This window comes from Pseudomonas sp. GD03862, from assembly GCF_029840855.1.
In the GTDB taxonomy this organism is placed as follows: domain Bacteria; phylum Pseudomonadota; class Gammaproteobacteria; order Pseudomonadales; family Pseudomonadaceae; genus Aquipseudomonas; species Aquipseudomonas alloputida.
Map to the genome: position 1 here is coordinate 40,797 of NZ_JAOCDI010000027.1, position 14,694 is coordinate 55,490.

General features: G+C 62.6%; 12 protein-coding genes. 5 read left to right on the plus strand and 7 right to left on the minus strand.

What is annotated here, in order from left to right; all coding sequences use genetic code 11:
- The first annotated feature begins 3 nt into the window (after positions 1-3).
- The 3 genes from N5D53_RS17750 to pcaC are packed head-to-tail and all read left to right on the plus strand — an operon-like array spanning position 4 to position 2,562.
- Positions 4-1,356, plus strand: coding sequence for a 3-carboxy-cis,cis-muconate cycloisomerase (locus N5D53_RS17750; protein ID WP_010952487.1), 1,353 nt, complete (start codon positions 4-6; stop codon positions 1,354-1,356).
- 11 nt (positions 1,357-1,367) lie between these two features.
- Positions 1,368-2,159, plus strand: coding sequence for a 3-oxoadipate enol-lactonase (pcaD, locus tag N5D53_RS17755; protein ID WP_014754363.1), 792 nt, complete (start codon positions 1,368-1,370; stop codon positions 2,157-2,159).
- Between the two features lie 10 nt (positions 2,160-2,169).
- Positions 2,170-2,562 (plus strand): 4-carboxymuconolactone decarboxylase, encoded by a 393-nt coding sequence (gene pcaC, locus N5D53_RS17760; RefSeq protein WP_010952489.1) that lies wholly within the window; start codon positions 2,170-2,172, stop codon positions 2,560-2,562.
- 52 nt (positions 2,563-2,614) lie between these two features.
- Here pcaC and N5D53_RS17765 read toward each other — a convergent pair whose 3' ends face one another.
- The 5 genes from N5D53_RS17765 to ttgA form a co-directional block, all read right to left on the minus strand.
- Positions 2,615-3,139, minus strand: a complete 525-nt coding sequence (locus tag N5D53_RS17765) for an Mpo1-like protein (protein WP_064491137.1) — start codon at positions 3,137-3,139, stop codon at positions 2,615-2,617.
- A gap of 209 nt (positions 3,140-3,348) precedes the next feature.
- Positions 3,349-4,605 carry an OprD family porin gene (locus N5D53_RS17770; protein ID WP_064491136.1) on the minus strand — a complete coding sequence of 419 codons (1,257 nt, stop codon included), beginning with the start codon at positions 4,603-4,605 and terminating at the stop codon, positions 3,349-3,351.
- A 404-nt stretch (positions 4,606-5,009) separates the two neighbouring features.
- Positions 5,010-6,464: an adeC/adeK/oprM family multidrug efflux complex outer membrane factor gene (locus N5D53_RS17775; RefSeq protein ID WP_010952492.1), complete on the minus strand. Its 1,455-nt coding sequence runs from the start codon at positions 6,462-6,464 to the stop codon at positions 5,010-5,012.
- Positions 6,461-9,613 (minus strand): multidrug efflux RND transporter permease subunit TtgB, encoded by a 3,153-nt coding sequence (gene ttgB / locus N5D53_RS17780; RefSeq protein WP_014754360.1) that lies wholly within the window; start codon positions 9,611-9,613, stop codon positions 6,461-6,463. The genes N5D53_RS17775 and ttgB overlap by 4 nt, the downstream gene beginning before the upstream one ends.
- Before the next feature lie 3 nt (positions 9,614-9,616).
- Complete coding sequence (gene ttgA, locus N5D53_RS17785; RefSeq protein ID WP_064491135.1) at positions 9,617-10,771, minus strand: toluene efflux RND transporter periplasmic adaptor subunit TtgA; 1,155 nt, start codon at positions 10,769-10,771, stop codon at positions 9,617-9,619.
- Positions 10,772-11,027: 256 nt separating this feature from the next.
- Here ttgA and ttgR point away from each other — a divergent pair, with 256 nt between their 5' ends.
- Positions 11,028-11,660 (plus strand): efflux transport transcriptional regulator TtgR, encoded by a 633-nt coding sequence (ttgR, locus tag N5D53_RS17790; RefSeq protein WP_012053630.1) that lies wholly within the window; start codon positions 11,028-11,030, stop codon positions 11,658-11,660.
- 117 nt (positions 11,661-11,777) lie between these two features.
- On the opposite strand, the gene N5D53_RS17795 is transcribed toward ttgR, so the two are convergent.
- Positions 11,778-13,229, minus strand: coding sequence for an MDR family MFS transporter (locus N5D53_RS17795; RefSeq protein ID WP_104887096.1), 1,452 nt, complete (start codon positions 13,227-13,229; stop codon positions 11,778-11,780).
- A gap of 382 nt (positions 13,230-13,611) precedes the next feature.
- Between N5D53_RS17795 and N5D53_RS17800 the strand changes: the two genes are divergently transcribed.
- Positions 13,612-14,481 carry an oxaloacetate decarboxylase gene (locus tag N5D53_RS17800; RefSeq protein WP_020190257.1) on the plus strand — a complete coding sequence of 290 codons (870 nt, stop codon included), beginning with the start codon at positions 13,612-13,614 and terminating at the stop codon, positions 14,479-14,481.
- Positions 14,482-14,500: 19 nt separating this feature from the next.
- On the opposite strand, the gene N5D53_RS17805 is transcribed toward N5D53_RS17800, so the two are convergent.
- Complete coding sequence (locus tag N5D53_RS17805) at positions 14,501-14,674, minus strand: hypothetical protein (RefSeq protein ID WP_279840567.1); 174 nt, start codon at positions 14,672-14,674, stop codon at positions 14,501-14,503.
- Between the last annotated feature and the right edge of the window lie 20 nt (positions 14,675-14,694).

The following is a 14,694-nucleotide window of genomic DNA, read 5'->3' on the forward strand; positions in this document are numbered from 1 at the left end:
TGCATGAGCAACCAACTGTTCGACGCCTATTTCACCGCGCCGGCCATGCGCGAGATTTTCTCCGACCGAGGCCGCCTGCAGGGCATGCTGGATTTCGAAGCCGCGCTTGCCCGTGCCGAAGCCTCTGCCGGTTTGGTCCCGCACAGCGCGGTAGCGGCCATCGAGGCGGCATGCCAGGCCGAGCGCTACGACGTTGGCGCGCTGGCCAATGCCATCGCCACCGCGGGCAACTCGGCCATTCCGCTGGTGAAAGCGTTGGGCAAGGTGATCGCCACCGGCGTGCCTGAGGCTGAGCGCTATGTGCACCTTGGGGCCACCAGCCAGGATGCGATGGATACCGGTCTGGTTCTGCAGCTGCGCGATGCCCTCGATTTGATCGAGGCCGACCTCGGCAAGCTGGCCGATACCCTGTCGCAGCAGGCCTTGAAGCACGCCGATACGCCATTGGTGGGTCGTACCTGGTTGCAACACGCCACCCCGGTGACCCTGGGCATGAAACTGGCCGGTGTACTGGGTGCTTTGACCCGCCACCGTCAGCGCCTGCAGGAGCTGCGCCCGCGCCTGCTGGTCCTGCAGTTCGGCGGTGCCTCGGGCAGCCTGGCGGCCCTGGGCAGCAAGGCGATGCCGGTGGCCGAAGCGTTGGCCGAACAGCTCAAGCTGACCCTGCCCGAGCAGCCCTGGCACACCCAGCGCGACCGCCTGGTGGAGTTTGCCTCGGTACTGGGCCTGGTTGCCGGCAGCCTAGGCAAGTTCGGCCGTGATATCAGCTTGCTGATGCAAACCGAGGCGGGGGAGGTGTTTGAGCCTTCTGCGCCGGGTAAGGGTGGTTCTTCGACCATGCCACACAAGCGCAACCCGGTGGGTGCCGCCGTGTTGATCGGTGCCGCGACCCGCGTGCCGGGCCTGCTGTCGACGCTGTTCGCGGCCATGCCTCAGGAGCACGAACGCAGCCTGGGCCTATGGCATGCCGAGTGGGAAACCCTGCCGGATATCTGCTGCCTGGTCTCTGGCGCCCTGCGCCAGGCTCAAGTGATTGCCGAGGGCATGGAGGTGGATGCCGCGCGCATGCGCCGTAACCTCGACCTGACCCAAGGCCTGGTGTTGGCCGAAGCGGTGAGCATCGTCCTCGCCCAGCGTCTGGGTCGCGACCGTGCCCACCACCTGCTGGAACAATGCTGCCAGCGCGCGGTGGCTGAACAGCGGCACCTGCGTGCCGTGCTGGGTGACGAGCCACAGGTCAGCGCCGAGCTGTCTGGCGAAGAACTCGATCGTCTGCTCGACCCTGCCCATTACCTGGGCCAGGCCCGCGTCTGGGTGGCGCGCGCCGTGTCCGAACATCAACGTTTCACTGCCTGAAGGAGACCGCTGTGGCGCACTTGCAACTGGCCGATGGCGTTTTGAATTACCAGATCGATGGCCCGGATGACGCCCCGGTGCTGGTCCTGTCCAACTCGCTGGGTACTGACCTGGGCATGTGGGACACCCAGATTCCGCTCTGGAGCCAGCACTTCCGGGTGCTGCGCTATGACACCCGTGGTCACGGCGCATCGCTGGTCACTGAAGGCCCTTACAGCATCGAACAATTGGGCCGCGACGTGCTGGCCCTGCTCGATGGCCTGGACATTCAGAAGGCTCACTTCGTCGGCCTGTCGATGGGCGGCCTGATCGGCCAGTGGCTGGGTATCCATGCAGGTGAGCGCCTGCACAGCCTGACCCTGTGCAACACGGCCGCCAAGATCGCCAACGACGAGGTGTGGAACACCCGTATCGACACGGTACTCAAAGGCGGCCAGCAGGCCATGGTCGACCTGCGCGATGCCTCCATCGCCCGCTGGTTTACCCCGGGCTTTGCCCAGGCACAGGCGGAGCAGGCCCAGCGTATCTGCCAGATGCTGGCGCAAACCAGCCCACAAGGCTACGCAGGCAACTGTGCAGCGGTACGTGACGCTGATTATCGTGAGCAACTGGGCCGCATCCAGGTGCCCGCGCTGATCGTTGCCGGTACGGAAGACGTGGTTACCACCCCTGAGCATGGCCGCTTCATGCAGGCCGGTATCCAAGGTGCCGAGTACGTCGACTTCCCGGCGGCGCACCTGTCCAACGTCGAGATTGGCGAGGCCTTCAGCCGCCGCGTGCTCGATTTCCTGCTGGCTCACTGAGGACAACGCCATGGACGAGAAACAACGTTACGACGCTGGCATGCAAGTGCGCCGCGCAGTGCTGGGTGATGCCCACGTGGACCGCAGCCTGGAGAAGCTCAACGACTTCAATGGCGAGTTCCAGGAAATGATCACCCGCCACGCCTGGGGTGACATCTGGACCCGCCCGGGGCTGCCGCGCCATACCCGCAGTCTGATCACCATCGCCATGCTGATCGGCATGAACCGCAACGACGAGCTGAAGCTGCACCTGCGTGCGGCGGCCAACAATGGCGTGACCCGCGACGAGATCAAGGAAGTGCTGATGCAGAGCGCGATCTACTGCGGCATTCCGGCGGCCAATGCCACGTTCCACCTGGCTGAGTCGGTGTGGGATGAACTTGGCGTAGAGTCTCGCCAGTAAACCGTGATCACGGGCAGGCCCCTGCAACAGGGCGCTTGCCCGCGAATGGCCTTTACACCGATGCCTTTTTTTGCCGCATGGCAATCGGGCCGGCGTTGGCTTCCACGGCGCGCTTCAGGGTCGGGCACAGGCCCAGCATGAACGCAGCTTCCGCCACCACGAACAGTGGCCCGATGATCAGGCCGCTCACGTCGTCGACAAATGCCGGTTTGCGGCCTTCGTAGTAATGGCCGATGAACTGGATGATCCAGCCCACCACGAACGTCCCCAGCCCGGCGCCGAGCCATAGCGTTGTCGACTGCACTGCCAGCGCCTCACCGACCCACAGGCACAGGCCCAGCAACAGCCCCATCACCAGCCCGAAGCGCAGGTCCAGGCGCAAGTAGAACCACACAGACGCCGCCGCTGCCAGCAGGGCAGGGGACAGCCACATGCCAGCTATCTCCCAGCCTGGGCGTGAAAGCAGGATGGTGACTGCCAGCACGATCATGGGGATGCCGACGAAGTGGGTGGCGATGTTGCGTGGATCGCGGTGGTAGTTGGCGTATTGGCTCAGGTGGTCGACGAGGGTTTTCATTGTTGTGCCTCCCTGTTCAGCTTTGTTTCACCTGTAGCGGATAGTGATCAGGATAGCCTGCAGTCACCACCATCATCAGCTCAGCGAATGGCGGCAGCTCGCACTGGGCAATTCATGGCAGGGTTTTCATCACGCTGTTGCCAATGATGCTTTCAAAAGGGAGGGCGTCTGGCCTCTTCGCGGGGTTATTCGCGAAGAGGCCAATTGAGTCACAGAAGATTCAGCGGATAACTCACAATCAAGCGGTTCTCATCGAACGCGTTGGTGCTGAAGTCGCGACGCATGGTCGAGTTGCGCCATTTCAGCGACAGGTCCTTGAAGCTGCCCGACTGCACCACATAGGCCAGCTCTGTTTCCCGCGCCCATTCCTTGCCATCGTCCACGCTGCCCACGGTGACGTTGTCACCCTTGATATAGCGGTTCATCAGGGTCAGCCCGGGTACGCCGACGGTGGCGAAGTTGAAGTCATGGCGAACCTGCCAGGAACGCTCCTTGGCATTGTCGAAGCTTGAATTGTAGCTGTCGTTGGCCAGGGTACCGCCACTGGTGCCATTGACCCGCATCCAGGCATCGTCGCCGCTGACCTTCTGCAGGCCAACGTAAAAGGTGTGGCCTTGGTAGCGCGCGGAAAGCAAGGCGGAGGCGGTGCGGTTGTCCAGCTTGCCGGCCCGTTCGGCGCCATCTTCCTTGCCGATGAAGTAGCCCAGGTTGGCGCCCAGCGTCCAGTCGCCCAGCGGCTGGCTGTGCGTCAGGTTGAGGTATTGCTGGCGGTAGATGTCCTTGAGCTGGGCATCCCACAGGCCGATCATGGTGCGCTTGTCGTTGAAGGTGTACTCACCGCCGCCGAAGTTGAAACGGTCGGAGGTGAAGGCGGCTTTGCCGTTGAGCGACATGTCTTCCATGCTGGCATCGTTGCGCGGGCTGTTGCCGCGGAACTGGCCGGCGTATAGGGTCAGGCCGGCGATTTCCCTGGAGGTCAGCTGGCCACCGCGGAAGGTTTGCGGCAGTGAGCGGCCATCGTCCGAACGCAGGATTGGCAGTACCGGCATCCATTCACCGACTTTCAGCTCGGTTTCGGACAGCTTGGCCTTCAGCGCCACACCCAGCCGGCCAAAGTCATCGGCCGGGCGGCCGTCGTCATGCACTGGCAGCAGGTGGGTGTTGGTGGTGCCTTTGCCGCCGTCGAGCTTGACCGAGTACAGGCCCAGTACGTCCACGCCGAAACCGACCGTGCCCTGGGTGAAACCGGAACGGGCATCGAGGATGAAGCTTTGTGTCCATTCCTCGGCCTTGCCCTGTGGGTGGGCCGGGTCGACGAAGTTACGGTTGATGTAGAAGTTGCGCAGGTTGAGGGTGGCCTTGGCGTCCTCGATGAAACCACCTTCGTTGGCGGCGAATGCGGGGAGGGCGCAGGACATGGCCAACAGGCCAGGCAGCAGCTGACGTGCGGGTAGCGAAATGCTCATCTGTCGTGGATCTCTTGTTTTTATGGTCGAGCCGGTGCACTGCAGGATCGGGCCTGCAGGTGCGGGTGTTTTTGATGAACTTGGGTAACGTTGCGTGGTGGGGATGGTGCGGGGTAGTGCGGGGGTGAGGCAATTCGCCGCAAACGGAACGGGGCGATAATCGAACGGAATGTTCCGGTTGGTTAATAACTCTCCTGGGGCGGCCTCTTCGCGGGTGAACCCGCTCCTACAACGGCTTGCGCCCAACCACCGATATGTGTCCACCACACGATCCGCGTAGGAGCGGGTTCACCCGCGAATACGGTGGTGGCTGCGACGGTGAATCACCAGGGATACTGGCCGGCACAGGCACTAAAAAAGCAAAGCCCACCGCTAAGGGTGGGCTTGTGCTGTAACAAGGCCGATCAGCCTTTCGGTGTTTCCACCGATGCCTGCTGGTTGGCCTGCCCGGTCTGCTCGTACCAGCCACCGCCAAGCGCCTTGTACAGGTTGACCTCGCTGGTCAGCTGCGACAGGCGGTCTCCGATCAGCGCTTGCTGGGCACTGAACAGGTTGCGTTGGGCATCGAGGAAGGTCAGGTTGCTGTCAATCCCGATGCGGTAACGGCGTTCGGCCAAGCGGTAGTAGTCCTGGTTCGCCTGCACCAGGTCGCGCTGGGCCTGCAACTGCTCTTCGAAGGTCTTGCGTGCCGCCAGGCCATCGGAGACTTCCTGGAAGGCCGTCTGGATGGTTTTTTCGTACTTGGCGACGTTGATGTCCTTCTGGATTTTCGAGTAGTCCAGGCTGGCTTTCAGGCTACCGGCGTTGAAGATCGGCAGGTTGATCTGCGGCTGGAACAGCCAGGTGCCCTGGCCGCCCGAGAACAGGTGGCCCATGTCGGGGCTCAGGCTACCAGCGTTCGCGGTCAGGCTGATGCTCGGGAAGAACGCTGCGCGGGCTGCACCAATGTTGGCGTTGGCAGCCTTGAGCAGGTGCTCGGCTTCCTGAATGTCCGGGCGACGCTGAAGGATATCCGATGGCAGGCCGGCCGGTACTTCGGCCAGTTGGTCGGCATCAAGCTCCAGCGGCTTGGCCAGGTCGGCAGGAATGCCGGTGCCCAGCAGCACGGTCAGGCTGTTGACGTCCTGGGCGACCAGGCGCTGGTACTGCGAGTACTTGACCCTGGCGCCTTCCACGGCGGTACGCGCCTGGCTGACGTCCAGGGCCGAGGCCACGCCGACCTCGTTGCTGCGACGGGTGAGGTTGTAGCTTTCCTCGTAGGTCTTCAGCGTTTCTTCGGTCAGCTTGAACAGGGCCTGGTCGGCCTGCCAGGTGTAGTAGGCGTTGGCCACGCTGGCTACCAGGGCGATTTGCGTGGAACGACGCGCCTGCTCGCTGGAGAGGTAGGTTTCCAGGGCCTGCTCGGTCAGGCTGCGCACGCGGCCGAACAGGTCCAGCTCGTAGGCGCTGACGCCCAAGGTGGCCGAGTACTGGCTGGTGATGCCAGATTCGCCCGTTTGCGACATGTTCGCCGGGACACGCTGGCGGCTGCCGCTGCCGGTGGCCGAAACCGCCGGGAACAGGTCGGCGCGCTGAATGCGGTATTGCGCACGGTAGGCGTCGAGGTTCAACGCCGCGACCCGTAGGTCGCGGTTATTGACCAGCGAGGTCTGGATCAGCTGTTGCAGCGCCGGGTCGTGGAAGAACTGGCGCCAGCCCTGTTCAGCAGCGGCAACATCCGCCGATTGCGTCGGCGAGTAAGCAGGGCCTTGCGGCCACTGCGCAGCCACCGGCGCCTCTGGGGTCTGGTAGTCAGGGATCAGCGAGCAGCCGCCAAGAATGAAAGCGGTTACCGCCAGGGACAACAAAGACTTGGTCATTGCCCAGCCTCATAACGTGGATTTTCAGGGGTGACGTCTTTTTCCGGCTCTTTGCTGCCGAACAGCGACGACACTGCGACGAAGAACAGTGGTACCCAGAAGATAGCCAGCACGGTCGCACTGATCATGCCGCCGATCACGCCAGTACCGATGGCGTGCTGGCTGCCGGCGCCGGCGCCGCTGGCGATGGTCAACGGTACCACGCCCAGGATGAACGCCAGCGAGGTCATGATGATCGGGCGCAGACGCATGCGGCACGCCTCGATCGCTGCGTCGTACAAGCTGCGGCCTTGTTCGTGCAGCTCCTTGGCGAATTCCACGATCAGAATGGCGTTTTTCGCCGCAAGACCGATGGTGGTCAACAGGCCAACCAGGAAGTACACGTCGTTGGACAGGCCGCGCAGGCTGGTGGCGATCAGCGCACCGATGATACCCAGCGGTACTACCAGCACCACAGCGATCGGGATCGACCAGCTTTCGTACAGGGCCGCCAGGCACAGGAACACGAACAGCACCGAGAGGGCGAACAGCGCCGGCATCTGCGAGCCGGAGAGTTTTTCCTCGTAGGACATGCCGGTCCAGGAGAAGCCGATACCGCTCGGCAGCTCGCCTGCAATGCGCTCGACCTCGGCCATGGCTTCACCGGTACTGTAACCAGGCGCTGGTGCACCAAGGATTTCCATCGCTTCGACACCGTTGTAACGCGACAGCTTCGGCGAACCATAGGTCCATTCGCCTTTGGCGAAGGAGGAGAACGGCACCATCTCGCCTGCGCCGTTGCGCACGTACCATTTTTGCAGGTCTTCCGGGCTCATCCGCGCGCTTGGTTCGCCCTGGATGTACACCTTCTTGACCCGGCCACGGTCGATGAAGTCGTTGACGTAGCTGGCACCCAAGGCAATCGACAGGGTGTTGTTGATGTCGGCAATGGTCACGCCCAAGGCGCTGGCACGTTCGTCATCAATGGTCAGCTGGTACTGCGGTTCATCGTTCAGACCGTTCGGGCGCACGGCGCTGAGGATCTTGCTCTGCGCAGCTTTGGCCAGGAACTGGTTGCGCGCCTCCATCAACTTCGCGTGGCCGACACCGCCGCGGTCCTGAAGGAACACGTCGAAGCCGGTGGCGTTACCCAGTTCAAGCACCGCTGGCGGGGCGAAGGCGAACACCATCGCATCACGGAAGGTGAAGAAGTGCTGCTGGGCGCGCTGGGCCAGGGCGAACACGCTGTTCTCCTTCGAGCGTTCATCCCAGGGTTTGAGCATGATGAAGGCCATGCCCGAGCTCTGGCCGCGGCCTGCGAAGTTGAAGCCGTTGACGGTGAACACCGACGATACGGTATCGGCTTCGTCCTTGAGCAGGTATTCACGCATCTGGTCGACCACGACCTGCGTGCGCTCGGCACTGGAGCCGGCCGGGGTCTGCACCTGAGCGAACAGCACGCCCTGGTCTTCTTCTGGCAGGAACGCGGTAGGGATGCGGGCGAACAGCCAGATCATGCCTACCACGATCAGCGCATAGGCCAGCAGGAATGGCACCTTGTTGCGCAGGATGGTGCCTACACTGCGCTCGTAGCCATTGACGCTGCGGTCGAAGTTGCGGTTGAACCAGCCGAAGAAGCCGCCTTTGGCGGTGTGGTGCTCGCCCTTCTTCAGCGGTTTGAGCATGGTTGCGCAGAGCGCCGGGGTGAAGATAAGCGCAACCAGCACCGACAGGCCCATGGCCGAGACGATGGTGATGGAGAACTGCCGGTAGATCACACCCGTGGAGCCGCCAAAGAACGCCATGGGCAGCAGTACGGCCGAGAGCACCAGGGCGATACCCACCAGGGCGCCCTGGATCTGTTCCATCGAGCGTTTGGTCGCTTCCTTGGGCGGCAAGCCTTCCTCGGACATGACCCGCTCGACGTTCTCCACCACGACGATGGCGTCGTCCACCAGCAAGCCGATGGCCAGAACCATGGCGAACATGGTCAGGGTGTTGATGCTGAAGCCCGCGGCGGCAAGGATGCCGAAGGTACCCAGCAATACCACCGGTACGGTCATGGTGGTGATGATGGTGGCGCGGAAGTTCTGCAGGAACAGGTACATCACCAGGAACACCAGCACCACGGCTTCGATCAGGGTGTGGATCACGCCGCTGATCGATTCGGTGACCACTGGGGTGGTGTCATACGGGAATACCGCCTTGACCCCCGGCGGGAAGAACGGTTCCAGGCCTTTGATGGTCTCGCGCAGTGCCTTGGCAGTGTCCAGCGCGTTGGCGCCGGTTGCCAGTTTTACCGCCAGGCCGGAAGCCGGCTTGCCGTTGAACTGGGCGCTGACGGCGTAGTTTTCACCCCCCAGGCCCACTTGGGCGACGTCACCCAGGCGCACCTGTGAACCGTCTTTGTTGACCTTGAGCAGAATACTCTCGAACTGCTCGGCGGTTTGCAGGCGGGTCTTGCCGATGATGGTGGCGTTCAGCTGGGTGCCCGGCAGGGCTGGCAGGCCGCCGAGCTGGCCGGAAGACACCTGCACGTTCTGTGCGGCCACAGCGGTCTTGACGTCGACCGGGGTCAGCTGGAACTTGTTCAGCTTGGCCGGATCGAGCCAGATACGCATGGCGTACTGCGCACCGAACACCTGGAAGTCACCTACACCCGCGGTACGCGAGATCGGGTCCTGCATGTTCGAGACGATGTAGTTGGCCAGGTCGTCCTTGGTCATGCTGCCGTCTTCGGAGACCAGACCAATCACCAGCAGGAAGTTCTTCACTGCTTTGGTGACGCGGATACCTTGCTGCTGCACTTCCTGCGGCAGCAGCGGGGTGGCCAGGTTCAGCTTGTTCTGTACCTGTACCTGCGCGGTGTCGGGGTTGGTGCCCTGTTCGAAGGTGGCGGTAATGGTCATGCTGCCGTCGGAGTTACTTTCCGACGACACATAACGCAGGTTGTCGATACCGTTGAGCTGCTGCTCGATCACCTGCACCACGGTGTCCTGCACGGTTTGCGCCGAGGCGCCCGGGTAGGTCACGGCGATGGCGATGGCCGGCGGCGCGATACTGGGGTACTGGTTGATCGGCAGCTTCAGGATGGACAAGGCCCCGACCAGCATGATCACCAAGGCGATCACCCAGGCGAAGATCGGGCGATCGATAAAGAACTTCGACATGGTTTACTCCGCTTTGGCGTCTGCTTTCGCCGCGTTGGCCTGATCAGGGCCGGCCGGCTTCTTGACGTTGGTGGCATCGCTGACCTTCACCTCGACGCCTGGGCGCACGTACTGCAGCCCTTCGGTGATCAGGCGGTCACCCGGGTTGAGGCCTTCCTCGATCAGCCAGTCGCTACCCAAGGTGCGGCTGGCCTTGAGCTGGCGCAGTTCGACCTTGTTCTCCTGGTTGACCACCAGGGCGGTGGGTGCGCCCTTGAGGTCGCGGGTCACGCCTTGTTGCGGTGCCAGGATGGCGTTGGTGTTGACCCCGGCCTTGAGCCGCGCATGCACGAACATGCCTGGCAGCAGGGTGTGATCGGGGTTGGGGAACAGGGCGCGCAGGGTCACCGAGCCGGTGGTCTCGTCGACCGCGACTTCGGAGAATTCCAGGCGGCCTTCCTGCTTGAACAGGCTGCCGTCTTCCAGCACCAGCTGAACCGAGGCGGCGTTTTTGCCGGCCTTCTGCAACTGGCCGCTTTCCAGGTCACGGCGCAGCTTGAGCAGCTCGGCGGTGGACTGGGTAACGTCGACATAAATAGGATCGAGCTGCTGGATGGTGGCCATGGCGTCGGTCTGACCGTTGCTCACCAGTGCACCTTCGGTGAACGAAGAGCGACCGATACGGCCGCTGATTGGCGCCAGAACCTTGGTGTAGCGCAGGTCGATCTGTGCGCTCTTGAGCGAAGCCTCGGCCTGCAATCGTTTGGCATTGGCGTCGTCGTATTCCTGTTTGGAGACGGCCTGTTCGTCAATCAGTTGCTTGTAGCGTTCGGCCAGTGAGCGTGTAGCCAGCAGGTTGGCCTTGGCATTGGCCAGGGTGGCTTCGTACACGGCAGGGTCGATCTGATACAACTGCTGGCCTTCCTTGACCTCACTGCCTTCCTTGAACAGGCGCTTGAGGATGATGCCGTTGACCTGCGGGCGCACTTCGGCGACGCGGTAGGCACTGGTTCGCCCCGGCAATTCCGAGGTGAGGGTGAAGGCTTGCGGCTGGATGGTCACGACGCCGACCTGAGGAGCCTGCGCCGCGGGCGCTGCTTCTTCTTTCTTACAGCCACTGAGCAGGGTTGCCAGGGCGACGGCGGAAACCAGAGCGGTAACGGCTGGCTTGAATTGCATGAGGATCCTCGGGTCGCTGGAGCAGGGAGACGCTCAAGAGTAATGGAAGAGATCTTGATCTGGAAAAAATGCTATCCGGTGGATAAATAGCTTGCTAAGGAATATACTTACATTCATGGTTGTTTGTAAATACTGCTGGGTTGTACTCAGGTACAGCCGCAGCGTTTGATTAGCTCATCCGAGAGGCCCCGGCAGAGGTGCCCCCGGAGCGTCCCCGCACGCGCTGCGCGTTCGGGCCAGATGAGGTTGTGCTGCCATGGTCCGTAGAACCAAAGAAGAAGCCCAGGAAACCCGTGCCCAGATCATCGAGGCGGCGGAAAGGGCCTTCTACAAGCGCGGGGTCGCGCGAACCACCCTGGCCGACATCGCCGAACTGGCGGGTGTGACGCGGGGGGCGATCTACTGGCACTTCAACAACAAGGCCGAGCTGGTGCAGGCGTTGCTCGACAGCCTGCGCGAGACCCATGACCATTTGGCGCGCGCGAGCGAAAGCGAGGATGAACTCGACCCGCTTGGCTGCATGCGCAAGCTGCTGTTGCAAGTGTTCAACGAGCTGGTGCTCGATGCCCGAACCCGTCGTATCAATGAAATCCTGCATCACAAGTGCGAGTTCACCGATGACATGTGTGAAATTCGCCAGCAGCGCCAGAGTGCGGTGCTGGATTGCCACAAGGGCATCACCCTGGCGCTGGCCAATGCCGTACGCCGGGGCCAGTTGCCTGGCGAGCTGGATGTCGAGCGCGCGGCGGTGGCCATGTTTGCCTATGTCGATGGCCTGATCGGGCGCTGGCTATTGCTGCCTGACAGTGTCGATCTGCTGGGCGATGTCGAAAAATGGGTCGACACCGGGCTGGATATGCTGCGCTTGAGCCCGGCTCTGCGCAAATGACACTTTGTTAAGGATTGTGAGGGAGTGTTTCCCCTTTGTGTTAAGGGGGTATTAAGGGCATGTCCGCCCTGCGGCTGTTCGCAGCACAAGGCGGCTCTTGCAGCGAGTGCGTAGCCTTCAGCGGCCGCGCAATTGCCGGTCGGGCAAGGCCAATGCCGCAAGCAGTCCCAGCACCGCGACGACCGCACTCCCCATCAGCAGCTGCCGGAACGTTTCCAGCAACCGTCCCTGAGTCACCGGGTCCACCTCTGCGGCCTTCAAGCTCCCCAGCAACGGATTACCCGACAGTTCGAAACCACCCTGATGCAGCAGTGCCAGCAACAAGCTGGACATGCATGCCACGCCCATGGCTCCGCCCAGCGAACGGAACAGGTTGGTGGTGCTGGTGGCCACGCCGATGTCTTTGCTGGCCACCGCGCTTTGTGTACCCACCAGGGAGGTCGGGAATTGCAGCCCGCAGGCTATACCGGTCAGCAGCATGAACAGCGCACTGAGCAACGCTGATTGCGGCGGGGTCAGTGCCATCGCGAAAATGGCCACTGGCATCAGCAGTGCACCGGCCAGGATCTGTGGCTTGTAGCGCCCGGTCCGGCTGGTCATGCGGCCACCTGTGAAGGCGCCCATGGGCAGCCCCATGGCCAGCGGCAGCAGATGCAGGGCGGCGCTGTCGGCACCGGCGCCGGTAATGCCTTGGAAACGCAGGGGCATGAGCATGGTCAGCGAAATGGACTGGAAGCTGGCGAAGAAGATCACCGCCCAGCACAGCACTGCCACACGGTTGCCGAACAGGCTGAGCGGCAGCAGCGGCTCCGGGCAGCGGCGTTCGTGGGCGATGAATAGCGCCAGGCCCAGCAGGGCGCAGCCGAACAGCGCCAGCACGGCCGGGTCGGCCCAGGCGTGGCCCTGGCCCACCAAGGTGATGCCCAGGAGCAGGCTGCCAAGGCCGAGAATCAACAGCATGGCGCCAAGGTAGTCCACCTGTGCCTCACGACGCTGCACTGGCATGTCAGCGAGCGCACGGCGAATGGCCCACAAGGCGACCAGCCCCAGCGGCAGGTTGATCCAGAACACCCAGCGCCACGACAGGTACTCGGTCAACCAGCCGCCCAGCACTGGCCCGGCCACGCTGGCCGCGGCGTACATGCTGCTGAAGTAGCCCTGGTAGCGGCCGCGTTCGCGCGGGGGCACGAAGTCGCCAATGATTGCCTGGCTCACCGAGACCATCCCGCCTGCGCCGATACCCTGCAGTACCCGGGCCAGCACCAGTTGCGGCATGTCCTGGGCCATGGCGCAGGCAATGGAGGCCAGGGTGAACAGGCTGATGCCGGTGAGGATCATCCGGCGCCGGCCGTAAAGGTCGCCCAGTTTGCCGTAGATCGGCACGGCCACGGTCATGGCCACCATATAACCGGAGATGACCCAGGCCAGCAGGCCGACATCGCTGAACTGCGCCGAGATGGCCGGCAGCGAGACGGCGACGATGGTCTGGTCCAGTGCGCCGAGGAAGATGGCCAGCATCAGGGCGGTGAGCACGTTGCGCAGGGCGGTGGGGGGCAGGGCGGCGGTCACGGGAATACCTTGTTTTGTCTATGGCGGCCCCTTCGCGGGCAAGCCTGCTCTCACAGAAGCCCTCGGATTGTAACCTGAGTTAGGTAGCTTCCTATGTACTATCTGCATCCCCTATGCAAGATCGGCATTGGCGCATTCATCCAGTGCTGCATGGCTGCGTGATATCGTTGGTATGCCACAGAGGCTGAAATCCGGGGCTTGCACCAGGTTGGTGCAGCATATTGCCGCAGGTTTTTCAGTCCGCTGTCTCCCACACCTTTTATTCCTCTGCCTGCATGTCGAGCATGACCGCCCAGATGGCGACGGTTGGAACAGGTCAGGTAGACCCGATTACAGGGGTCGGTAGTTACCGTTCAAATTTCAACTTTTTTGCGGAGTGATCATGCCCAAGGCTTCCCACCAAGATCTGCGTTTTGCCTTCCGCGAGCTGCTCGCTTCAGGTTCCTGTTTCCACACTGCCTCGGTGTTCGACCCAATGTCGGCACGCATTGCCGCAGACCTGGGCTTCGAAGTCGGTATCCTCGGCGGTTCGGTCGCTTCGTTGCAGGTACTGGCTGCTCCGGACTTCGCTCTGATCACCCTCAGCGAGTTCGTCGAGCAGGCCACCCGCATTGGTCGGGTCGCGCAACTGCCGGTACTGGCCGACGCCGACCACGGCTATGGCAACGCACTGAACGTGATGCGCACGGTGATCGAACTGGAGCGCGCCGGTGTGGCCGCACTGACCATCGAGGACACCCTGCTGCCTGCCCAGTTCGGGCGCAAGTCCACCGATCTGATCCCGGTCGAGGAGGGGGTTGGCAAGATCCGCGCGGCGCTGGAGGCACGGGTCGATTCGTCCCTGTCGATCATTGCCCGTACCAACGCGGGCGTAATCAGCACCGAAGAAATCATCGTGCGTACCCAGAGCTACCAGAAGGCGGGCGCTGATGGCATCTGCATGGTCGGGGTCAAGGACTTCGAGCAGCTCGAGCAGATTGCCGAGCATCTGACCGTGCCGCTGATGCTGGTCACCTATGGCAACCCGAACCTGCGCGATGACGAGCGCCTGGCGCGTCTGGGCGTGCGCATCGTGGTCGATGGCCATGCGGCTTACTTTGCCGCGATCAAGGCCACTTACGACTGCCTGCGGCTGCAGCGTGGTCGGCAGAACAAGTCGGAAAACCTCAGTGCCACCGAACTCTCGCACACCTATACCCAGCCAGAAGACTACATTCGCTGGGCCAAGGAATACATGAGCGTCGAAGAGTGATCGGCAGGGCGCCGTCCATTCAACGGACGGCGCTCAAGGTTGCACTGTGAGGCACGCAATGTGCCTGCTCGCAGCTATTGGCGACGCTTGGCTGGCTGCGTTGCAGTTCGACGCGCCAGCAGGCCGAGCCATACAGCGCTGTAACTGCGGTAAGGGCCATGACAAGGGCGACTCTTCTGGATTTGATGCCCATGGTGCTCACCTCCTGTGACA